The sequence below is a fragment of the Streptomyces sp. NPDC002889 genome (assembly GCF_042888425.1).
GTDB lineage: Bacteria > Actinomycetota > Actinomycetes > Streptomycetales > Streptomycetaceae > Streptomyces.
Genome location: NZ_JBIAPT010000005.1, coordinates 313,734 through 334,442, shown reverse-complemented (window position 1 = coordinate 334,442; position 20,709 = coordinate 313,734). Strand labels below are relative to the sequence as shown.

Sequence of the window (20,709 nt, the reverse complement as noted above, 5' to 3'; positions counted from 1 at the left end):
ACACCGACATCCGCTCCACAGCAAGGACACACCTCCATGAACGACAATCCCGTCAACAGCTCCCGCTTTCCCGGCCTGCGCCGCCGGGGCTTCCTCGCCGCAGCGGCAGGCGCGGCCGGACTCGGCGCGCTCGCCCTCGCCGGATGCGCCGGCTCAGGCACCGCCGCTGACCCCGCCAAGGGCGACGGCAGGCCCAAGCGCGGCGGACGGCTGCGCGCCGCCTTCGCAGGCGGCGGTGCGAGCGAGACCCTCGACCCGCACCTGAGCAACCTCTTCGCCGACGCCGCCCGCGCCAAGGCTCTCTTCGACAAGCTCGCCGACTACGGAGCCGACCTCTCCGCACAGCCCCGGCTCGCCTCGGCCTGGGAACCGAACGCGGGACTGGACCGCTGGAAGGTCACGCTGCGCAAGGCCGAATTCCACGACGGCAAGCCGGTGACCGCCCAGGACGTCCTCCACAGCTACCGTCGCATCGCCGACCCGGCCAAGGCGTTCCGGGCCAAGGCATCCCTGGAGCCCATCGACCTGAAGGCCAGCCGCGCCCTGGACGAGCGGACCGTCGAGTTCGTCCTCAAGCGCCCCACCGCCGAATTCCCCAACGTACTCGCCGCGTTCGGCGCGTACATCGTCCCCGAGGGGCTCGAGGACTTCGACAGGAAGCCGATCGGCAGCGGCCCGTTCCGCTTCGTGTCGTTCTCCCCCGGCAGGTCGGCCGTCTTCCGGCGCAACGACGCCTACTGGGACGGCGCCCCGTACCTCGACGAGCTGGAGTTCGTGGTCGCCAACGAGGAATCGGCACGCACCAACGCCCTGCTCGGCGGGCAGGTCGAGTACGCCCATGAGCTCAATCCCGCCACCGCCCGCGCCCACGAGAACAAGGGGCAGATCCGGATCGTCCGGCTGCCGGGCAGCGCCATGCAGGGCTTCGCCATGAAGACCGATCGGCCGCCGTTCGACGACAAGCGGGTCCGCGAGGCGTTCTTCCTGATCGCCGACCGCAGGGAATTGGTCGACGGCGCCCTGTCCGGCGCCGGCGAGATCGGCAACGACCTTTTCGGAAAGGGCTACGAGTACTACGCCGCCGGCCTGCCGCAGCGCCAACAGGACCTCGGCCGGGCCCGCAAGCTGCTGAAGGAGGCCGGCGCCGAGAGGCTCAAGGTCACCCTCGACACCTCCCCGGTCGCCGCCGGATTCACCGAGGCCGCAGCGATCTTCCGCGACCAGGCGGCCAAGGCAGGCGTGACGATCGAGATCAGGACCGGCAGCAAGGACAGCTACTGGAAGGACATCCTCGACTCCGGGACCCTCGCCTCCTACCGCTCCGGCGCCATGCCCATCGAGTCCCACGTCTCCCAGCGCCTGCTCACCGATTCCACCACCAACGCGACCCACTGGCGGCACAAGGATTTCGACGCCCTGTACCAGCAGGCACAGTCCACCAAGGACAAGAAGGAGCGAGCCGCCGTCTACGAGCGCATGCAGCGCCGCCTGCACACCGAGGGCGGCTTCCTGATCTGGGGCTTCGCCGACTGGATCCTCGGCACCGCCCGGGGCGTGCAGGGCGTGGAGCAGGAGGCGCCGGCCAACTCCCTCGACTGGGCGCGCTTCGACAAGGTCTGGCTGGCGTGATCGGACTGCGGTCCTGGGTCGCCCGGCGGCTGCTGCTCGGTGGGGCGCAGACGGCAGCCGTCGTGCTGCTCGTCTTCGCCCTCACCGAAGCGCTGCCGGGCGACGCCGCCGTGGCGCTCGCCGGCGACCAGCCCGACCCCGAGCGGATCGCCGCCATCCGCGAGGCGATGCACCTGGACCGGTCGGCGCACGAACGCCTGGTGGACTGGGTGGCCGGGCTGCTGCGGGGCGATTTCGGCACGTCCCTGGCCTCGGGGCGACCCGTGAGCACGTACATCGCGGACGGCTTCGGGCCGACCGTGCTGCTTGCTGTGCTGACAGTGGTGCTGCTGGTGCCTGTAGGAGTCGGCCTCGGTGTGCTGGCCGCCCGGCACGAGGGCCGGCTCGCGGACCGGCTCGTCAGTTCGGTGACGCTCGGCGTGTACGCGGTCCCGGAGTTCGCCTTCGGCGTGCTGCTGGTCACCGTGTTCGCCCTGCGCCTCGGCTGGCTGCCGCCGACCGCCGTCGGCTACGGCACCGACCTGCTCGCCCACCCCGCGGCGCTGGTGATCCCCGTTCTCGTCCTGCTGTCGCGGCCGGTGTGTTCGCTCGCGCGCCTGGTACGGGCGGGCACGATCGATGCGCTGGCCTCGCCGTACGTCGCCCAGGCCCGACGCTACGGCATTTCCGGCGCCCGCATCCGTTACGCCCACGCGCTGCCGAACGCCATCGCGCCTGCCACCCAGCAACTCGCCCGCACGATCGACTGGTTGCTGTGCGGGGTCATCGTCGTGGAGGCACTGTATGTCATTCCGGGGCTGGGAACAGTGCTGATGCATGCTGTCGCGGAAAGGGACATTCCCGTGGTCCAGGGCCTCGCGGTGGTCTTCGGGCTGACCACCGTCGCTCTCAACCTCGGTGCCGACCTGGTCGTCCACCGATTCGCGCCCCGTGCGGGGGTGGCGGCATGAGGACGCGTCCCGGCGCCCGTCCGGGACGTTTCGTGCTCGGCCTGGTGGTCGTCGCCGTACCGCTCGCCCTCGCGCTTCTCGGGCCCCTCTTCGCGGGCGAGCCCGGGCCACGAGCGCCCTCCTTCACACTCGGCGGAGGGCACCGGCTCGGCACCGACTTCGTCGGCCGTGATGTGTGGCAGCGGATACTGCTCGGCGGTAGGTCCGTGGTCCTCGTAGCCTTGGCCGCGACGGCCCTGGCCCACCTGGTGGCCCTGCCGCTCGGACTCGTCAGCGCGCTCACCCACCGTCCATGGCTCGAAGAGCTGCTGATGCGGCCCCTGGACGTGCTGCTCGCCGTTCCTTCACTGCTGCTGATCCTGCTGGTGGCCTCCGCCTTCCCGCCGGGGGCGGTGGGCCTGTCCCTGCTGGTCGCCCTGGTCAATATCCCGGACGCCGGGCGTATCGTCCGCGCGGCCGCGGCCGAGGCGGCCTCACGTCCGGCCGTCGAAGCACTGCGCATGCAGGGGGAGACGTGGTGGCGCATGGCCGTCGGCTATGTCGGCAGGTCGATCGCGCGCACACTCGCCGCCGACGCGGGCGTACGGCTGACAGGCGTGCTCTACCTCGTGGCCACGGCGGCGTTCCTGGGCGTCGGAGTCGCACCGGACGCCTCCGACTGGGCAGTGATGGTGGACCGCAACCGTACGGGGCTGTTCGTCCAGCCCTGGGCCGTGGTGGTGCCGGCCCTGCTGATCGTCGCCCTGACCATGGGGAGCAACCTGCTCTTCGACGCCGTACTGGAAAAGCCGCACAGGAAGAGAGGAAACGGGCGTGAACGCGGTCGCTGAGATCAAGGACCTGCGCGTCGAGATCGACGGCCGGCCGATCGTCGACGGGGTCAGCTTTCAGGTCCGCCCCGGGAAGGTCACCGCCCTCGTCGGCGCGTCCGGCTGCGGCAAGACGACCACGGGCCTCGCGCTGCTCGGCGAGTACCCGCCGGGCGCGCGGGTGACCGGGGACGTACGCGTACCCGACGGCCTCGTCGGGTACGTACCCCAGCACCCCGGCGCCGTCCTCAACCCCGCACGCCGGGTCGGGGCACTGCTGCGGGACATCGCCCGCGACCAGGTGCGGACCTTGCCGAGGCCGGAGCGCCGGGCCGCCGCCCGAACGAGGATCCTGCGGGCCCTGGCCCTCGCGCAGCTCCCGGAGGCAGAAGGGCTGCTTCGTCGCTATCCGCACCAGCTCTCCGGCGGCCAGCAGCAGCGCATCGTCCTGGCACAGGCACTGCTGCTCGGTGCCCGGGCCGTGGTCGCGGACGAACCGACCACGGGGCAGGACGTGGTGACGAAGCGGCGCATCGTCGACCAACTGGCGGCGGTCGCCCGGCAGGGCATCGCGGTGGTCCTGCTGAGCCACGACCTGGACGTCGTCCGAGCACTGGCCGACGAGGTTCTTGTCATGCGTGGCGGCCGGGTGGTCGAGGCGGCTACGCCGGAGCAGCTGTGGCTCGCGCCGCGGCACCCCTGGACCGCCGAACTCCTGGCAGCGGAGGGGAACATGGGGGAGCGCCCGCCTGCGCGCGAAGGACACGCGGCGTTGCAGATACGCGGTCTGAGCGCGGGTCACCGCGACGGCGCCCGCACCACCAGGGAGGCGGTGCGTATCCCCGGGCTCACCGTCCGCGTGGGCCAGTGCCTGGCTGTCGTGGGCCGCTCCGGCAGTGGCAAGACCACGCTCGCCCGCTGCCTGGCCGGGCTCCACCGGGACTACGAAGGCGAAGTCCTGCTCGACGGCACCCCGCTCCCGCGCAGCCTGCGCGCCCGGAGCCGGGAGCAGCTGGCCGCGGTCCAGTACGTCTTCCAGGACGCGAGAGCGGCGTTCGACGAACACCGACCGGTTCTGGACCAGGTGGCACGCACGGCGGTCCGCCTGCGAGGTGCGGCCCCGCGAGAGGCCCTCGCCGAGGCCCTGAGCACCCTGGCCGGACTCGGACTCACGCAGGAGTCGGTACGTCGCAGACCCGGGCAGCTCTCCGGCGGCGAACTGCAGCGGACCGCGCTCGCTCGCGCCCTGCTCGCCCGGCCGCGCGTGCTGGTCTGCGACGAGATCACCTCCGGGCTCGACACGGTCACCCGGCGGGGCCTCCTCGACACGCTCGACGGGCTGCTGCGCGAGCGACACGAACTGGCCCTGGTCCTGATCACCCACGATCCTGGCACCGCGGCGGCCGCGGACCGGATCGCCGTACTGGACGGCGGCGAGCTCGTGGAGGAGGGGACGGCGCAGGAGGTACTCGTCACGCCGCGGCACGGATTCACCGTTTCACTCCTGGGAAACGGTGTGCGCGCGGATGCGGAGACACGCCCCTGACCTGGACCGGTACGGCCCCTTGCGTAGAGCGGGCCTTCTCATGGACGCGGCCGGCGGCCCCTGAGTGACCCGAGGCCGTCCGCCGAGCGCGCTCCGTATCGCCCTGATGCCGCGGCGCCGGGCGGCAAGCGTTCCCGGACACTCTGCGAACGCATGGGTGACACAGCGTCACCGCAGCGTTCGCGTATTCCGGTTTCGGGGAGCACCATGGGACGGCAGAGTGGTGGCCCCCCGCAGCCGGCGGGCGGTGTCAGCGCTCCGATCCCGTCTGAGCCCAGCTGGGACGCCCCGACACCGGACGCTGATGGTGATGGACAACAAGACGACTCCCGTCGGGTCCGCGGGGCCGGCAACGAGCGCCGCGGTGTTCGGCGCGCCTTGCTGGGTCAGTCTGATGGCCCGCGATCTCACTGCCGCCCAGGACTTCTACGGTGCGGTGCTCGGCTGGAGGTTCCGCAAGGCCAGGCTGGGCGAGGAGTTCAGTGTCGCCTGCGTCGGCGGCAAACCCGTGGCGGGCATCGGGGCGCTGGCACCCGCACTGTCGGTCGCCGTGGCCTGGACCCCCTACTTCGCCGTCACCGACGCCGACGAGACCGCGGCCCGCATCCGCGAACGCACGGGCACGGTCGCGGTCGGTCCGCTGAACCTGTCCATGGGGCGCGGCGCGCTCGCCTCGGACCGTGACGGAGCCGTCTTCGGGATCTGGGAGGGCGAGCTCATGCGCGACTGGCCCGGCTGGCGAGACCGGGCACCCGCATGGATCCGGCTCCTCGCGCGCGATGCCTTCGAGTCCGCGATCTTCTACGGCCAGGTGTTCGACTGGGCCAGTGATCGACCGGGATGCTGCGAGGTCACGTACCAGGACGGAGAGGTTGTGCTGCACAGGATGGGGCGCGTACTGGCCCGGCTCGCCTCCGGCGCGGATCCCACGGCCAGCAATCCGCTGCTGCACCCGCGCTGGCACGTCCACTTCGCCGTCGAGGATCTGGACGCCACCGTCCGAGCGGCGCAGCAGCGGGGTGGCCGGATCCTCGGGGAGCGGTCCACGCTGCAGGGCGCCGAGGTGACCTTGCAGGACCCCGACGGCGCCATGTTCACTGTCAGCGCCCAGGAGACCGGGCCCGTGGCCAGGATGCCGGACCATCACGAGCCGTGACCCGGTCGGCGGGCACCGATTCCGGTGGAGGGAACCGTCCCATGGACCGTACGAGCCGTGCCGCCGTGTTCGACGTCGACGGCACTCTGGTCGACTCGAACCATCTGCACATCACCGCGTGGTGGGAGGCATTCCGCCAGGCGGGGCACCGGGTCGCCATGCACGACATCCACCGGGCGGTCGGACGGCCCAGCAGCGACCTCGTCGCGCATCTGCTGGGCGAGGACCGCGACAAAGACCAGGACAGTGACATCTCGGCGGGACACAAAGCCCTGTACGGGACCTTCTCCGACCGGTTGCCGGCGATGGAGGGAGCCCGGCAGCTGCTGTTGACGCTGGCGGATTCCGGCTGGACCGTGGTGCTCGCCACCTCGGCCGGTGGAGCGGAACTCTCCGCGCTGCGCAGGGCCATCGGCGCCGATGAAGCCATCGGTGCCACCGCCAGCGCCGACGATGTCGAGAAAGGCAAACCCGCCCCGGACCCGATCGAGCATGCCCTGGTGCTGGCGGGGGTTCCGGCAGAGCGTGCGGTGTTCGTCGGCGACACGGTGTGGGACATGCTGGCCGCCACCCGGGCACATGTGCGCTGTGTGGGGCTGCTGTGCGGAGGGATCCCCAGGTCCGACCTGGTGGAGGCGGGCGCCGCCGCTGTCTACGACCATCCGGCGGATCTGCTGGCCAGGCTGGACGAGGGCCCCTTCGCCGAAGTGGCCCGCCGGGCGGACGCAGATTGACGCCACGGGCACACCTCACCGCCCCAAGGCGCGGCGGACCGGCGCTGCACGGGTCGGACCGGACGCATCGGGTCGGTCGGCGGGCTCGTACGTTCCGCCGCCGACTCACCCGATCCGGTGACCCGCGAGAGGCGCTGTGGCCTCGCCACTGCCCTGGCGTACCCCGCGCAGAAACTCCTCGATCGCCTCCGTGGCGGACACCCGCGGCTCCCAGTCCAGTTCCTGCCGCGCGCGAGCGGCGTCCATGAGCGGAAGCCGCAGCACCGCGTCGAACAACTGCGGCGACGCGGGGGCCAGACGCAGGCCCCAGGCGGCCGACAGTGCCGCGTGCACCGCTGCCCTGGGCACGCGGACCACGCGCGCTCGCAGCAGCTCGCCGAGCCGCTGGGCGTCGATCACCGGGTCCGCGGCCAGATTGAACGCACCGTGGGCGTCGAGCAGCACGGCGTGGAGGTAGGCGCGGGCCGCGTCGTCCGTGTGCAGCACCTGGAAGCGCAGGCCGTCGAGGTCCGGTACGAAGGGCACCACCCCGGGCCGGATCACCGGTCCCGGCAGGAACCGGCCGGCGAAGATGCGGCGCTGCTCGCTCGCGGCCTCTTCCTTGAACAGGAATCCGGGACGCATGCGCACAAGGCGGATGCCCGGGTGCTCGCGCTCGTAGGTGTCCAACACCCGTTCCAGGTATGCCTTCTCGCGGCAGTAGGCCGCACCCGGCCACCCGTGGGTGGGCCAGGACTCGTCGACTCCCCGGCCCGTCTTGGGCCCCGGGGAGTAGGCGCCGACCGACGAGGCGTGCACCAGGACGGGCACGCGCGCGGCGGCCACCGCATCGAACAGCCTCAACGACCCGAGAACATTCGTCTGCCAGGTCACCACCGGGTCATGGGTCGGCTGGAACTGCCAGGCGAGATGGACCACGGCGTCGGCGCCGTCGACGAGGCGGCCGAGCTCGTACGCGTCGTCGCCCCGCGACAGATCGACCGAGGCCCATGTCACCCGGGAGATCTCCAGCTCCGGAACCCTGCGAGCCAGTCCCAGCACCGAATCGACCCTTGGGTCGCCTGCCAGTGCTCTCACCACACTGGTGCCGACATTTCCGGTGGCCCCGGTGACCACCACCCGCAGTCCGGTCTTCTCGCTCATCACACACTCCGTGCGGTTGCGGTTGCGTTGGCATGAGGGGCGGGTCCCCGGCCTGACCCGGGCAAAACAGCCGTGCGGACGAATGCCGGGGAATACGTCCACCCCCACCCGAGTGGTTACGGAAAGTGACCACTCGCGTGGCGGGCCGCGGCGTCCCGGATCACAATGAGGGGCCGGACGGGATCAGGGTCCGCCGTGCCAGGGGGGTCGCAGACACCGGGAGTAGACATGATGCTGATGCCCGACGCCAGCGTGGTCACCAGGCTGATCGCCCGTTACCGGGCACAGGAGCATCGCGTGCTGACCGCCCCGCACGACGAGCCCGCGCGCAGACGCTTCGAGGACACTGCGTACACGCTCTGTGTCCTCATGTGCGAGCGCACGGCTCGCGAAGCGGTCCTTGCGGCCGAACGCTACGTGGGTCGTCGCATGCGGCCCGCGGCGCGCCCTCCCGCCCGACCCGCCGCTCGATCCGCCGCGCGGCCCGCCGACCGGCGGGTGAGCGGCGGCGCGTCGACCGGCGGGTGCTGACCGGCAGCGGTACGAGGCGGGGCGTGCGGCCCCGGCACGGAAAGGAGCGAGGTGCCCGAGGTTCGCACGGTGCTATGGGTTCCCGTGGCCGCGATCGCCGGCTGGCGCAAGGATCCCGTCGTCGTCCAGACGCTGCGCTCGACCGCGGCGGCGACCATCTCCTATGTCGTCGCCCTTCAGCTGAGCAGCGAACCGGCCCCCCTCACCGCGCCGTTGACGGCGCTGCTCGTCGTCCAGGTCACCCTCTACTCCACGCTCACCACTGGTATCCGCCGGGTGAACTCGGTGGTCGTCGGGGTGCTCATCGCCATTGCCTTCAGTGCGCTCGTCGGCCTCACCTGGTGGAGTCTCGGGCTGATCATCCTGGCCTCCCTGGTCGTGGGGAGATTCGCGAGGGTGGACGAGTTCGTTCCCGAAGTGGCCATCAGCGCCATGCTCGTCCTCGGTGTCACCCAGGTGGCCGACACCGCATGGGACCGGGTGCTCGAGACCCTGATCGGGGCGGTGGTGGGGCTCTTGTTCAATATGCTGTTCGTTCCCCCTGTCTGGGTGGAGGCCGCCGGCCAGTCGATCGAGGACCTGGCCCGGCGTATGCGGCAGCTGTTGGTGCACATGGGCGAGGAGCTGACCAGCGAGACGCCCGTCGAGCGGGCCGCCGCGCGGCTGCACGAGGCCCGTCGGCTCGACAACGACATCGCCGAGGTGGACGCGGCCCTGCGACAGGCGGAGGACAGCCTGCGGTTCAACCCCCGGGTGAAGGAAGGGCTGCTGTACCGCATCGTGCTGCGTACCGGCCTCGACACGCTGGAGATCTGCGCCGTCGTGATGCGGGTACTGGCCCGCACCATCACCGACCTCGCCAAGGCGCGCAGGGACGAGAACCTGTTCCCCCACGAGGTCGGGCTCGCGCTCCAGGAGTTGCTGGCCCATGTGGCCGACTCGCTGGTGAGCTTCGCCGTACTGGTCACGAGTCAGACGAGTGAGAGTGGAGAGGCAGCGGAGTCACGGCTGGCCGCCGACCTCGCGGCGGCGCGCGCGGCCCGGGACCGGGCGGCCGAGCTGCTCCTGCAGGACATCCAGCGGCTGCCCCGCCAGTGGCAGCTCCAGGGCGCGCTGCTCGCCGAGGTCGACCGGATCTTGGACGAACTCGACATGGACCACCGCACCCGGCGCCTGATGGAGGAGCTCGACCGCAGCAGGGAGGGTCGGCACGGGCGCCGCCGGCTGTTGCCGTCGCTGCGCAATTGGGCGGGGAGCAGGCAGGAGTAGGAGCCCTGCTCGCCCGGTGACGCGGGGGGCAGCACGATCGGCGCTCCATCAGCCGGATGAAGGGCGACGCGGCTCCGGCCGAGCAGTCCGGGTGACGTCCGCCAGGGGAGAGGGGTCCACCACGAATCCGCTGCGGGGCCGGGTGGGCAGCCGGTTCAGCGGGATGGTCAGGTCCTGGAGCGGCACTCCGTAATCGAGTGCGGCCAGACGGGACGAGAGGGTCCCCAGCAGCGCGAGGGTGATGTCCTCACCGGCGCTGTGGCCGTGCGCGGCGTCAACGCCGCCCGGCGGAATCAGTGCGTCCGCATTCCAGGTCCGGCCGAGGAAACGCGACGGGTCGAAGGCGTACGGGCGCGGCCACAGCGCGGGATCATGATGAAGCCCGTAGACGTCCAGCAGGACGAGCGAGTCCTCGGGGATCTCTTCGCCACGCCACCACAGATCCGTGGCCGCCAGACCGCCCACGAAGGGTACGAACGGATAGAACCGGCGCAGCTCGCGGGCGAAGACGCCGGCGTACGCGGGATCCTCGCGCAGCAGCTTCCGGTGGCGCGGCCACCGGTGCAGTGCGTGCGCGGCGAACGTCACATACCACGCCACGGCGACCGTCGGGCGGATGATGTCGAGCAGTTCGACGGCCGCGGTGCGCGTGTCCAGCAGCTCACCCTGCTCGTCCCGGTGCAGCGCCACCGCCCGTAGCGGATACCCGGCCGGGGCCGCTCCGGGCACCGTCGCCCCGTCGTCGTCGCGCGCCTGCTCGATGAGCAGGCCGAGTCGTTTCTCCTCGCGGGCACGCGCGCCGCGCGCCCGCCAGTGGCGCGGCCCCGGCGTGGCGAAACCGTCGACCATGGCCACCAGGTCATGAGCCGTCCCCCGCGCCACCTCGTCGTCGGGCAGCGGAACTCCCGCCCACGCACAGACCGCGCGCGTGATCACCACGCTCGACTCGGTGAACAGCTCGATCTCGGCCCGCCGGGCCCAGGCGCCCCGTGCCGTGTCCCATTCGTCCGCGGCGTACCGCCCCACCTCCGACATCGCGGCCTCGTCCTCGAGGAGCGCCGGCGCACTGGGCGCCGTGTCCACCCGGCCGTCGGGCGTATGCACCGGGCTCCGGCCGAAGAGCCTGTCCAGCACCGGGCCCGGGAGCGCGGAACGGCGCCGGATATGTGTCTCGTCGTAGAAGAACCGGACCGCGTCGGGCCCGTGCAGGGCGATCGCCCGGTGTCCGAGCAGCCGCATGTGCACCGGAGCGCCGCCGCTGTGTCGCATGAGGCCCGGAAGCCAGCCGTACCCCTTCGCCATCAGCGCGAGCGTGCCGTCGACGTTCAACGTCTTGGGCCCTTCCATGCCGGGCGGGTGCCCGTTCGGGCGGCGGGCATGCGGATCCTCTACGCGGCGTCCCGCATCACTTCGGTGCGCAGCTCGTCGCAGCAGCGGCTGATCAGCCGCGAGACATGCATCTGGGAGATGCCCAACGTCTTGGCGATACTGCTCTGCGTCATGTCGCGAAAGAAGCGCATGTACAGGATGTCCTGCTCGCGTTCGGGCAGTTTGCGCAGCCCGGGCTTGACCGCTTCCCGGTCGACGAGCACATCGATGGCCGGATCGGCCTCACCCATCGTGTCGCCCAGTGAGTACCCGTCGGCGGCCCCCGGGAGCTCGGCATCCAGGGACAGTGCGGTGAATGTCTCCAGCGCCTCGAGCCCCGCGATTACGTCCTCCTCGCTGAGCCCTGCCGATTCCGCGATCTCGGCCACCGTGGGGGACCGGCCGGGGATGGTCGTGGTGAGTTCCTGGCGCGCGATGCGGACCCGGTTGCGCAGATCCTGGACCCGGCGCGGCACATGGAGGGCCCACATGTGGTCGCGGAAGTGGCGTTTGACCTCGCCGACGACGGTGGGCACCGCGAAGCTCTCGAACGCGCCGCGGGAGGGGTCGTAGCGGTCGACCGCTTTGACCAGACCGAGGGCGGCTACCTGCTGCAGGTCCTCCAGGGACTCCCCTCGGTTGCGGAACCGCCCGGCGAGCCGTTCCGCCATGGGAAGCCAGGCGGCGACGACCTCCTGGCGCAGCCGCCGGCGCTCGGGACCGTCCGGGAGCGCGGCCATCCTCCGGAAGGCGGCCGAGGTGTCAGGAGCATCGTCGTGCGGGTGCTTGCTGTGTACGGACGTGCGCATGATGTCGCGGCTCCCCGAAAGGGTGTGGGTGCCGGTGAAGACAAGGCTCACCGGGGATACGGACGGGGCCAGGACGCCGCACGCCAGGAGCCCCGGCTCCCAGGGGCATGCCTCCTGTCCAAGCACATGACGCGGTTGCCCGGCCCGCATGTGAGGAAACCTCCCGGGCATGGGAATTCGTACGCCCGCTGTGGGTACCTGTCTTCCGCTCGGGTTTGCCGGCCACGGTGGCGGCAGGGCCCGAGCGGGCAATGACTCAGGCACCAGCGCAGGGACGAGCGTCGAGGAGGCGGAAGCCCATGGTCCCGGGAGCCACCAGGCCGACGGGGGGAGAGGCCACCGGCGATGAGCGGTTCGGCCTCGAGACGAGACGGCACGCGGGGACGGTCGTGCTCGCGCTGCGCGGCGAACTCGACCACGACACCGCGGAGCCGCTGCGCGAGGCACTGTCCCGGCATGTGGAGGCGGGAGCCGAGCGGGTCCTCGTGGACTGCAGCGGGCTCGGCTTCTGCGACTCCACCGGCCTGAACGTCCTGCTGCATGCGCGGCTGTCCGCACAGGAGTTGGGCGGACGCATCGAACTTGCCGGTCTGCGCCCCCCGGTGGCGCGAATGTTCGACATCACCGGGGCGCGTGCCGTGTTCCGCGTGTACGACGGCGTGGACGAGGCCCTGACGGACCGGCCAAGGACCTAGCGGAGGAGGCTGATGAGTACGAGCCTCCGTGGGCGGGGGCAGACCCGCCGGCTCGCACTGTTCGGTACCAAAGGTGTGGTGAGCCGCTGCCGCGACTTCACCCGCGAAGCGCTGGCCGACTGGGGCTGGACCACGCCAGGCGTCGCCGACGAGGACGCGCGCGTCGAGGATGTGCTGCTGCTCGTCTCCGAAGTGGTCACCAACGCGTGTCTGCACGCGGGGGGCCCGCAGGAGCTGATGCTGCACCAGTCCGGCGGTCGTCTGCGTATCGAGGTGGCCGACGCGAGTCCCGAGCCGCCCCGGCACCGCCTGCCCAACAACCTGTCGCTGCCCGGCGGCCACGGCCTGATCATCCTGGAGCGGCTGTCACGCAGCTGGGGGAGCGAACCGCGAGGCGCGGGCAAGGTGGTCTGGGCGGAGGTTCCCGTGCCGCCGGACATGCTCTAGGGCCTCGGACTCTCGCTCCTCCCCTCGGCGGTGCCCGGCGGTCCCGGTTCAGCGGTGCTCGGCTGGCCTGGCGATCGCCGACACGACGGCAGCGGGCTCTTCGTCGGACCGGGCGTCGTCGGCGACCGGCGGTGCGTCGTCGAGCATTCCGTCCCGCAGCGTCGCAAGGATCCGCGCCAGCAGCCGCGAGACATGCATCTGGGAGATGCCCAGCCTCTCCCCGATCTGCGACTGCGTCAGCTCGTCGCCGAAACGCAGCGACAGGATCAGCCGGTCCCGCTCGCCGAGCATGGCGATCAAGGGCTTCAGAGCCTCCAGGGAGTCCACGATGTCGAAGGCCGGATCCACGGCACCGAGGCTTCGGGCGACCGCGCTCGGCGCCTCCTCGTCGGTGACCGCCGAATCCAGGGACTGCGCCGTGTACCCGTTGGCCGCCTGCTCGCCCAGCACCACCTCCGCCTCGTCGACGTCGAGATACCTCGCCAGCTCCGCCGTGGTCGGCCTGCGCCCCAGCTGCTGCTCCAGTACGTCGAGCGCCTTGGCGAGGCCGATCCGCAGCTCCTGGAGCCGCCGCGGCACCCGTACCGACCAGCTGGTGTCCCGGAAGAACCGCTTGATCTCCCCGACGATCGTCGGCAGCGCGAACGAGGCGAACTCGACCTCACGCTCGACTTCGAACCGGTTGATCGCCTTGATCAGGCCGATGGTGCCGACCTGGACGATGTCCTCCATCGGCTCGGCACGGTTGGCGAACCGGACGGCCGCGAACTTCACGAGGCTGAGGTTGAGCTCGACGAGGGTGTTGCGGACGTACTGGTACGCCGGGGTGCCCTCCTCGAGCATCGCCAGCCTCCTGAAAAGGGCCGTCGACAGCGTGCGGGCGTCCAGGGCCGAGATGCTCCGGGGATCGGGGATCTCGGGCAGATCCGGTGGCCGGGCATGGAGTCCGCCCCCGGGCGCCGCAAGGCTGGAAAGGGTGTTCACTCTGCTGGACATCGCGTCATCGGCTCCTCCGACGGACAGCGGCCGGCGCTGTCGGCTGCAGCGGGACCGTCGTACGAGCACTACATGTCTTGGACATTCCCATTTGTCACGGTTTGAAGCCCTGATCCGGGGCACCTGGGTCGGTATGGGACGTGTGCAGCAGCAACGGGCGGTGTCGCAGACCCGTCGCTTCCCTTTGGACGGCGGGCCGGGCGTGGTGGGGCGCTGCCGGGATCTGACGCGTCAGGTGCTTCAGGAATGGTCCGCTCTGACCGGCCCGGCCGGACGCGTCCTGACCGCGGACATCGTGCTGCTGGTCTCCGAGATCGTCACCAACTCGTGCAGGCACGGTGGCGCTCCGTACGAGCTGAGGATCGATCGAGCCCCCGGCCTGCTGTGGGTCCAGGTCAGCGACACCAGCCCGAAGCGGCCGGTGCCCCGCGGCACGCACCGCGCGGGACGGGTCTCCGGGCACGGCCTGTATCTCCTGGAGCGGCTGTCCGAGGCGTGGGGATGGATGCCGCGCGGCACAGGCAAGGCGGTCTGGTTCGTCGTCGCGACCCCGAAGTGAGGCGCCTCGGGACGGGCCATGCCCGGAATGTCGGCCGCGTGGTCCGCGTGCAACAGTGGAGACAGCCCGAGTCACGACAGCGCGAGGTCTGCGATGGATGCGTCTGCCACGTCGCCCGATCCCCAGCAGGGCCGGCCTCCGGTGGAGCTGAGCGAGGAGCTGAGCGAGGAGGGGCTCCGTAGGCTCCTGGCCGGGCTCACTGCCGTACGCGACGGAGATCTGTCCGTCCGGCTCCCGTCCGACGCCGGCGGCCTGCTGGGCGAGATCGCCACGATCTACAACGGCATGGTGGACCAGATCTCCCTGATCACCTCCGAGGTCACCCGGGTCGCCCGGGAGGTCGGCGGGCAGGGCCTGCTCGGCGGTCAGGCGCGCGAGCCCCGGGCCAGCGGCGTCTGGCACGAGCTCACCTCGGGCGTCAACACCATGGCGGACAACCTGACCTCCCAGGTGCGCGCGATCGCCCAGGTCGCCACGGCCGTGGCCCGCGGCGACCTCACCCAGAAGATCAGGGTCGACGCACGCGGGGAGATCTTCGAGCTCAAGGAGACCATCAACACGATGGTCGACCGGCTGTCCTCGTTCGCCGAGGAGGTGACCCGGGTCGCCCGGGAGGTCGGCACCGACGGAAAGCTCGGCGGCCAGGCCACCGTCCGCGGTGTCTCCGGCACGTGGAAGGACCTGACCGACAACGTCAACTTCATGGCGAACAACCTCACCAATCAGGTCCGCAACATCGCCCAGGTGACCACCGCCGTCGCCCAGGGCGATCTGACCCGCAAGATCGACGTGGACGCGCGCGGCGAGATCCTCGAGCTGAAGACCACCATCAACACGATGGTCGACCAGCTGTCGTCGTTCGCCGCCGAGGTCACCCGCGTGGCCCGGGAGGTCGGCAGTGAAGGACGGCTCGGCGGCCAGGCGGAGGTCGAGGGAGTTTCCGGGACCTGGAAACGGCTCACCGAGAACGTCAACGAACTGGCCGGCAACCTGACCCGCCAGGTGCGCGCGATCGCCGAGGTGACCAGTGCCGTCGCGGAGGGCGATCTGACGCGCTCCATCACCGTCGAGGCCCCTGGCGAGGTGGGCCTCCTCAAGGACAACATCAACGCGATGGTCGAATCCCTGCGCGCGACCATCCGCGCCAACGAGCAACAGGACTGGCTCAAGACCAATCTGGCCCGGATGTCGGGCCTCATCCAGGGGACCAGGAGCCTGCCCGCGGTCGCCGCACTGATCATGGACGAGGTGCCGCCGCTGGTGTCCGCGCAGTACGGAGGCTTCTTCCTCGCGGAGGAGGGCGAAGAAGGTGTCGAGCTTGTGATGATCGCCTCGTACGGTGTGCCCGACGCCCCGGGAGGCGGACCGCGCCGCTTTCACCTCGGCCAGTCACTGGTCGGCCAGGCGGCCCGCAGTCGCCGCCCCCTCGAGGTGCACGACCTGCCGCCCGGCTACGCGACCGTCGCCTCAGGCACCGGCAGCATCGACCCCCGTCATCTGATCGTGCTGCCGGTCGTCCTCGAGGACCAGGTGCTCGGCGTCATCGAACTGGCCGCCGTGAGCTCGCTGACCGTCGTGCACCGCGACTTCCTCGACCAGTTCATCGAGACGGTCGGCGTCAATGTCAGCACGCTGATCGCCAACACGCGTACGGACGAGCTGCTCGACCAGTCCCAGCGGCTCACCGCCGAGCTCAGCACCCGGTCGAAGGAACTGCAGTCACGGCAGGAGGAGTTGCAGCGCTCCAACGCCGAACTCAAGGAGAAGGCAGCGCTGCTCGCGGACCGCAACCGCGACATCGAACGCAAGAACCTGGAGATCGAGCAGGCCCGCCAGGAACTGGAAACCCGCGCCCAGCAGTTGTCACGCACCTCTATGTACAAGTCGGAGTTCCTGGCCAACATGAGCCATGAACTGCGCACCCCGCTCAACAGTCTGCTGATCCTCGCCCAGCTGCTCGCCCAGAACCTCGAAGGCAATCTGACGGAGAAGCAGGTCGACTACGCCGAAGTGATCCACTCCGCGGGTTCCGACCTGCTCCAGCTGATCAACGACATCCTGGACCTGTCCAAGGTCGAGGCCGGCAAGATGGCCATCCACCCCGAGGCGTTCTCCCTCGCAGACCTCATGGAGTACGTGGAGGCGACGTTCCGGCCCGTCGCGAGCGAACGGGAGCTGTCGTTCGAGGTGATCGCGGAACCGGACACCCCTCAGGAGCTCACCACCGACGAGGCACGGCTGCGGCAGGTGCTGCGCAATCTGGTGTCCAACGCACTGAAGTTCACCGACGAGGGGCACGTCGAACTGCGGATCGCCAACGCCGTACCCCAAGAGATTCCCACGGCGCTGCAGAACACCGGGCCCGTGATCGCCTTCCGGGTCCTCGACACCGGCATCGGCATCCCACCCGAACGTCTGGAGAGCATGTTCGGCGCCTTCCAGCAGGGCGACGGCACCACCTCACGCCACTACGGCGGTACCGGACTGGGCCTGTCCATCAGCCGCGAAGTGGCCCGCCTGCTCGGCGGTGTCATCGAGGCCGAGAGCACGCCCGGCGCCGGCAGTTGCTTCACGCTCTATCTGCCGACCGAGCGGCGGGGCGGCACATCCGTGGAGCACCTCGCCCACAACAGCGCGCAGCGGCAGCCGTCCGAGGAGTCGCGCGAGCGGGCACCGGCGGGCGGACACACCGTGCTCGTGGTCGACGACGACACGCGCAATGTCTTCGCGCTCACCCAGATCCTGCAGCGCCATGGCGTGACCGTCCTGCAGGCCGACAACGGCAGGTCCGGCATCGACATGCTCGAAGCGCACGATGAGGTCGATCTTGTGGTGATGGACGTGATGATGGCCGGTATGGACGGCTATGCCGCCATGGAAGTCATCAGACAGATGCCGCACGGAGCGGACGTACCGATCATCGTGGTCACCGCGAAGGCGATGCCGGGCGACCGTGCCGAGGCGCTGGCCGCCGGTGCCGACGACTATGTGGCCAAGCCGGTGGACGCGGACCATCTGCTGGCCAAGATCCGCATGTGGCTGGCCCGCGGCCGCTGAGCCGCACATGCCGAGGTGCGTGTACGCAAACGCAGACGAACGACTGCCGAGGGCCGAACGAGGCCACGGGTGCGTCGCGCCCACGCGTCGCGGCCGCGGCACCTTCGTGGCGGACCGCCGGCGGTCGATGGCACTGATCCCCACGGTCACGGCACGCGACGGCGGGCTCGGCATCTGCCCGCCGGGTGCGGCTCCGCGGGGTTCGCGCTCACAGGACGTGCACCGCGATCAAGCTTGTGTCGTCGTCCGTGTCGCCGGTCGCCGCGGCCAGCAGCCGGTCGACCTGCTCGTCCACGTCGCACGCGCTCAGCTCCTCCGCGGTACGGCGCAGCGCGTCCAGGCCCTCGTCGATGCCGTCGTAGCGGCGCTCGATCAGGCCGTCCGTGTACAGCAACAGCGTGTCACCGGACATGAGTTGGGTGGTCGCCTCGTGATAGGCGAAAGCCGGCACGGCGCCCAGCAACACATCGCGCGGCGGATCCAGCCACTGCGCCCTGCCGTCACGCAGCAGCAACATCGGCAGATGACCCGCGCTCGACCAGCGCAGCGTACGGTCCCTGGGGTCGTAGAGAGCGCACACCGCGGTGGCCGTGGGATGGCCCGGCGCGTGCAGCGTCACCTCGTTCAGCCATTCCATCAGCCGTGCCGGAGAGTGCCCGGTGAAGGCCAGCCCACGCAGGGCGTTGCGCAGCGCGACCATGCCGGTGGCCGAATCGATGCCGTGCCCGGCGATGTCGCCCACCGCGACCAGCACCTCGCCGCTGGGCAGCGGCAGAACGTCGTACCAGTCACCGCCCACGCGATACTCGTGCGCGGCCGGCCGGTACCGTGCTGCCGCCCCGAGCCCCGGCAACTTCTGCAGCGAGGGCATTTCCGGCACGATCGCCTGCTGGAGCTGCAGCACCAGCCGGTGTCGCAGCGTCGCCTGCGCCCGCACCGCTGTGAGCTGGTCGAACGTGGCCGACAGCGCGACCTCCGTGTGGTACTCCGCCGAGACGTCCTGGTAGACGCCCGCGATGCCGGTGACCGCCGAGCCGCTCAGCAACGGCTCGGCGGCGATACGGACATGGCGTTGCCCGCCGCCGTCGTCCCGGCTCATCCGCAGGATCGCCGACGCGCCCTTGCGACGCTGGGTGAGATCCGCCAGCAGCTCGGCCAGGGCGTTCGCGTCCTCCGGATGCACCCATGGGCCCAGCTCGGTGAGCGGGACCGGTTTCGCGTCCCGCGCCATGCCGAAGATCGCGTAGGTCTGCTCGCTCCAGTGCGACCGTCCCGTGGTCAGATCGTCCTCGAACACCGCGAGGCCCTGCAGCCTGCCCACCGCGCGGCCGACCGCGGTGCGGGGATGGCTCGAGGTGTGCCACAGCACCACCGTCCGGTCCGGCCCGGACGACAGGACCCGCACGTCCAGCAGCGGATCGGGGGCGTCGGGCCGGTGCTCCGCGGGCAGTCGTGCCGCACGCTGCGGGGACGGTGCATAGCGGGCCCGCCGTGACATCGACGCCAGGTCGCGGTGGAGCAGGGGGAACGCCGCTTCGATGGGCCGGCCCACCACGCGGTGTGCCCCGCCGAGCGCCTCGGCCGCGGCGGCGTTGACATGGTCGACCGCCAGTGACGCCGTCTCGGGATCACGGCCCAGCACCATCGCCGGATACGCCAGCGTGTCCAGCAGGTCGTCGAGAGCGGGCTGCTCGGAGGCCGGGATCTCCTCGGCGACCAGTACCCTGGCCGCGACCCCGAGCAGCCCGGTGAGCGCGGCGCGCACCGACTCGTCGAGGTCGCTGCGATCCGGCCAGACGGCCAGTGCCAGACCCACGGTCGAGCCACGCAGCCGCAGCGGGACAAAGGCGCGGGCCGCCTGCGGCGACGGGCCGGGAAGCCGTTCGCCGTCCGGAGACCCGTCCGGCAGCCAGACCGGCGAGACGTCCGCCAGCGCCGAGCGGATCGGCGGGGGAGCGGCCGGCGGGATCCACTGCCACTGGGCGGCCTCCAGAGCGCCGACCCCGGCGTGCCCCGCGAGCCGAAGGCACCCGGACCCGTCCAGGGCCCACAGCCACAGTCCCTCCACGCCCAAGGGCCGCAGGCCGCCTTCCAGCAAAGTGGCCGCGCCCTGGCTCACCGTACGGTCGGCCTCCGCCGCCGTGGTGACCCGGCGCATCCGACGGGCGCTGATGAGCTCCGCCGCTTTGTCGGGGCTGCCCGCCGAGGACGGTGCCGTGACCGCGATCTTCCCGGCGACACCGTTCACGATGTCCGCAGCGAGGTCCTCGCGGTCCACGGTGGCCGACGCGGCCAGGTGGGCCAGATGCTCGGCCGCCTCGGCGGGCGACGTGCCGAGTTGCGCCGCGAGAATGCCGGTGGCCAGGTCGGTCAGACGCCGACGGGTCAGCTCCTCACGCAGGGCGGTGTTCTCCTCGGCCAGACGGACGACGAGCGGAGACGGTTCGCTGTGCCCGCCGCTCGCGCCCGTGGCCTCCGGCGCAGGCATGATCACGACCACTCCCATCCCGAGCAGTCAAGGCGACCACTGTGTGGTGGCGCCCGGTCTGGATTTTACGCGGGTACGGCCCACCACGAGTGGTGCCGAGACACACGGGTACCCGCTGAGCCCGGACAGCCGCCCGTGCGGTCCCGGCAAGGGAAGGAGTGGTCATGCCCCGCGGTTCGAGTCCCAAGCGGGAACGGCAGTACGAGCACATCAAGGAGAGCGCCGAGGAGCGCGGAGAGAGCGCGAAGCGCGCCAAGGAGATCGCCGCGCGCACGGTCAACAAGGAACGTGCCCGCTCGGGTGAGTCCCGTACGGCCAGTAAGAGCTCCCTGGAGGACATGTCGTCGTCCGAGCGCGGTGGCAAGCGCTCCCACAGCGGTTCGCAAGGGCCCACCTACGACCAGTTGTATGCGGAGGCGCAGCGCCGCAACGTGCAAGGCCGTTCCTCCATGAACAAGGCCGAACTCAAGCGGTCACTCGGTCACTGACGCAGCGTCCTGCGGCACCGCGGAGCCCGAACACC

General features: G+C 70.9%; 18 protein-coding genes. 13 read left to right on the top strand and 5 right to left on the bottom strand.

The annotated features are described in order from the left end of the window. Positions 1-36 precede the first annotated feature (36 nt). The 6 genes from ACFYWI_RS10250 to ACFYWI_RS10225 all read left to right on the top strand — a co-directional run bounded on the left by ACFYWI_RS10250 (position 37) and on the right by ACFYWI_RS10225 (position 6,824). A complete protein-coding gene (locus ACFYWI_RS10250) occupies positions 37-1,629 on the top strand; it encodes an ABC transporter substrate-binding protein (protein WP_389228173.1) in 1,593 nt (530 codons plus the stop codon). Then, positions 1,626-2,579, top strand: coding sequence for an ABC transporter permease (locus ACFYWI_RS10245; RefSeq protein ID WP_389228170.1), 954 nt, complete (start codon positions 1,626-1,628; stop codon positions 2,577-2,579). The genes ACFYWI_RS10250 and ACFYWI_RS10245 overlap by 4 nt, the downstream gene beginning before the upstream one ends. Continuing rightward, positions 2,576-3,409: an ABC transporter permease gene (locus ACFYWI_RS10240; protein ID WP_389228167.1), complete on the top strand. Its 834-nt coding sequence runs from the start codon at positions 2,576-2,578 to the stop codon at positions 3,407-3,409. Before ACFYWI_RS10245 ends, ACFYWI_RS10240 begins: the two co-directional genes overlap by 4 nt. Continuing rightward, positions 3,393-4,934, top strand: coding sequence for an ABC transporter ATP-binding protein (locus ACFYWI_RS10235; protein ID WP_389228164.1), 1,542 nt, complete (start codon positions 3,393-3,395; stop codon positions 4,932-4,934). The genes ACFYWI_RS10240 and ACFYWI_RS10235 overlap by 17 nt, the downstream gene beginning before the upstream one ends. A gap of 310 nt (positions 4,935-5,244) precedes the next feature. Then, on the top strand, positions 5,245-6,090 hold the full coding sequence (locus tag ACFYWI_RS10230) for a VOC family protein (RefSeq protein ID WP_389228161.1): 846 nt from the start codon (positions 5,245-5,247) through the stop codon (positions 6,088-6,090). Between the two features lie 41 nt (positions 6,091-6,131). Further along, a complete protein-coding gene (locus ACFYWI_RS10225) occupies positions 6,132-6,824 on the top strand; it encodes an HAD family hydrolase (protein WP_389228159.1) in 693 nt (230 codons plus the stop codon). A gap of 105 nt (positions 6,825-6,929) precedes the next feature. Here the strand turns inward: ACFYWI_RS10225 and ACFYWI_RS10220 are convergent, their stop codons facing one another. Beyond that, positions 6,930-7,967, bottom strand: a complete 1,038-nt coding sequence (locus ACFYWI_RS10220) for an NAD-dependent epimerase/dehydratase family protein (RefSeq protein WP_389228156.1) — start codon at positions 7,965-7,967, stop codon at positions 6,930-6,932. Positions 7,968-8,195: 228 nt separating this feature from the next. Between ACFYWI_RS10220 and ACFYWI_RS10215 the strand changes: the two genes are divergently transcribed. Together ACFYWI_RS10215 and ACFYWI_RS10210 are read left to right on the top strand one after the other, a co-directional pair. Continuing rightward, on the top strand, positions 8,196-8,498 hold the full coding sequence (locus ACFYWI_RS10215; RefSeq protein WP_389228153.1) for a DUF5133 domain-containing protein: 303 nt from the start codon (positions 8,196-8,198) through the stop codon (positions 8,496-8,498). 51 nt (positions 8,499-8,549) lie between these two features. After that, the gene (locus ACFYWI_RS10210; protein WP_389228150.1) at positions 8,550-9,767 is read left to right on the top strand and encodes an aromatic acid exporter family protein; all 1,218 of its coding nucleotides are present in this window, start codon (positions 8,550-8,552) and stop codon (positions 9,765-9,767) included. A gap of 48 nt (positions 9,768-9,815) precedes the next feature. On the opposite strand, the gene ACFYWI_RS10205 is transcribed toward ACFYWI_RS10210, so the two are convergent. Both ACFYWI_RS10205 and ACFYWI_RS10200 read right to left on the bottom strand, forming a co-directional pair. After that, positions 9,816-11,114, bottom strand: coding sequence for a cytochrome P450 (locus tag ACFYWI_RS10205; protein ID WP_389228147.1), 1,299 nt, complete (start codon positions 11,112-11,114; stop codon positions 9,816-9,818). A 41-nt stretch (positions 11,115-11,155) separates the two neighbouring features. After that, positions 11,156-11,944 (bottom strand): SigB/SigF/SigG family RNA polymerase sigma factor, encoded by a 789-nt coding sequence (locus ACFYWI_RS10200; protein ID WP_389228144.1) that lies wholly within the window; start codon positions 11,942-11,944, stop codon positions 11,156-11,158. Between the two features lie 299 nt (positions 11,945-12,243). Between ACFYWI_RS10200 and ACFYWI_RS10195 the strand changes: the two genes are divergently transcribed. Continuing rightward, a complete protein-coding gene (locus ACFYWI_RS10195; RefSeq protein WP_389228141.1) occupies positions 12,244-12,639 on the top strand; it encodes an STAS domain-containing protein in 396 nt (131 codons plus the stop codon). Between the two features lie 12 nt (positions 12,640-12,651). Further along, positions 12,652-13,086 carry an ATP-binding protein gene (locus ACFYWI_RS10190; RefSeq protein WP_389228138.1) on the top strand — a complete coding sequence of 145 codons (435 nt, stop codon included), beginning with the start codon at positions 12,652-12,654 and terminating at the stop codon, positions 13,084-13,086. Positions 13,087-13,134: 48 nt separating this feature from the next. On the opposite strand, the gene ACFYWI_RS10185 is transcribed toward ACFYWI_RS10190, so the two are convergent. Further along, positions 13,135-14,082, bottom strand: a complete 948-nt coding sequence (locus tag ACFYWI_RS10185; RefSeq protein ID WP_389228135.1) for a SigB/SigF/SigG family RNA polymerase sigma factor — start codon at positions 14,080-14,082, stop codon at positions 13,135-13,137. A gap of 160 nt (positions 14,083-14,242) precedes the next feature. Between ACFYWI_RS10185 and ACFYWI_RS10180 the strand changes: the two genes are divergently transcribed. Both ACFYWI_RS10180 and ACFYWI_RS10175 read left to right on the top strand, forming a co-directional pair. Further along, positions 14,243-14,641 carry an ATP-binding protein gene (locus tag ACFYWI_RS10180; RefSeq protein WP_389228132.1) on the top strand — a complete coding sequence of 133 codons (399 nt, stop codon included), beginning with the start codon at positions 14,243-14,245 and terminating at the stop codon, positions 14,639-14,641. A gap of 93 nt (positions 14,642-14,734) precedes the next feature. Then, on the top strand, positions 14,735-17,698 hold the full coding sequence (locus ACFYWI_RS10175; protein ID WP_389228128.1) for a HAMP domain-containing protein: 2,964 nt from the start codon (positions 14,735-14,737) through the stop codon (positions 17,696-17,698). A gap of 208 nt (positions 17,699-17,906) precedes the next feature. On the opposite strand, the gene ACFYWI_RS10170 is transcribed toward ACFYWI_RS10175, so the two are convergent. After that, positions 17,907-20,186 (bottom strand): SpoIIE family protein phosphatase, encoded by a 2,280-nt coding sequence (locus ACFYWI_RS10170; protein WP_389228125.1) that lies wholly within the window; start codon positions 20,184-20,186, stop codon positions 17,907-17,909. 164 nt (positions 20,187-20,350) lie between these two features. Here ACFYWI_RS10170 and ACFYWI_RS10165 point away from each other — a divergent pair, with 164 nt between their 5' ends. After that, the gene (locus tag ACFYWI_RS10165; RefSeq protein ID WP_389228122.1) at positions 20,351-20,674 is read left to right on the top strand and encodes a plasmid stabilization protein; all 324 of its coding nucleotides are present in this window, start codon (positions 20,351-20,353) and stop codon (positions 20,672-20,674) included. Positions 20,675-20,709: the final 35 nt, after the last annotated feature.

What these genes read in the sequence shown, in the direction of transcription:
- ACFYWI_RS10250 (WP_389228173.1), top strand. Translation starts at nt 37, where the DNA reads ATGAACGACAATCCCGTCAACAGCTCCCGCTTTCCCGGCCTGCGCCGC.
- ACFYWI_RS10240 (WP_389228167.1), top strand. Translation starts at nt 2,576, where the DNA reads ATGAGGACGCGTCCCGGCGCCCGTCCGGGACGTTTCGTGCTCGGCCTG.
- ACFYWI_RS10230 (WP_389228161.1), top strand. Translation starts at nt 5,245, where the DNA reads ATGGACAACAAGACGACTCCCGTCGGGTCCGCGGGGCCGGCAACGAGC.
- ACFYWI_RS10225 (WP_389228159.1), top strand. Translation starts at nt 6,132, where the DNA reads ATGGACCGTACGAGCCGTGCCGCCGTGTTCGACGTCGACGGCACTCTG.
- ACFYWI_RS10220 (WP_389228156.1), bottom strand. Translation starts at nt 7,967, where the DNA reads ATGAGCGAGAAGACCGGACTGCGGGTGGTGGTCACCGGGGCCACCGGA.
- ACFYWI_RS10215 (WP_389228153.1), top strand. Translation starts at nt 8,196, where the DNA reads ATGATGCTGATGCCCGACGCCAGCGTGGTCACCAGGCTGATCGCCCGT.
- ACFYWI_RS10205 (WP_389228147.1), bottom strand. Translation starts at nt 11,114, where the DNA reads ATGGAAGGGCCCAAGACGTTGAACGTCGACGGCACGCTCGCGCTGATG.
- ACFYWI_RS10200 (WP_389228144.1), bottom strand. Translation starts at nt 11,944, where the DNA reads ATGCGCACGTCCGTACACAGCAAGCACCCGCACGACGATGCTCCTGAC.
- ACFYWI_RS10195 (WP_389228141.1), top strand. Translation starts at nt 12,244, where the DNA reads ATGGTCCCGGGAGCCACCAGGCCGACGGGGGGAGAGGCCACCGGCGAT.
- ACFYWI_RS10190 (WP_389228138.1), top strand. Translation starts at nt 12,652, where the DNA reads ATGAGTACGAGCCTCCGTGGGCGGGGGCAGACCCGCCGGCTCGCACTG.
- ACFYWI_RS10185 (WP_389228135.1), bottom strand. Translation starts at nt 14,082, where the DNA reads ATGTCCAGCAGAGTGAACACCCTTTCCAGCCTTGCGGCGCCCGGGGGC.
- ACFYWI_RS10175 (WP_389228128.1), top strand. Translation starts at nt 14,735, where the DNA reads ATGGATGCGTCTGCCACGTCGCCCGATCCCCAGCAGGGCCGGCCTCCG.
- ACFYWI_RS10170 (WP_389228125.1), bottom strand. Translation starts at nt 20,186, where the DNA reads ATGCCTGCGCCGGAGGCCACGGGCGCGAGCGGCGGGCACAGCGAACCG.
- ACFYWI_RS10165 (WP_389228122.1), top strand. Translation starts at nt 20,351, where the DNA reads ATGCCCCGCGGTTCGAGTCCCAAGCGGGAACGGCAGTACGAGCACATC.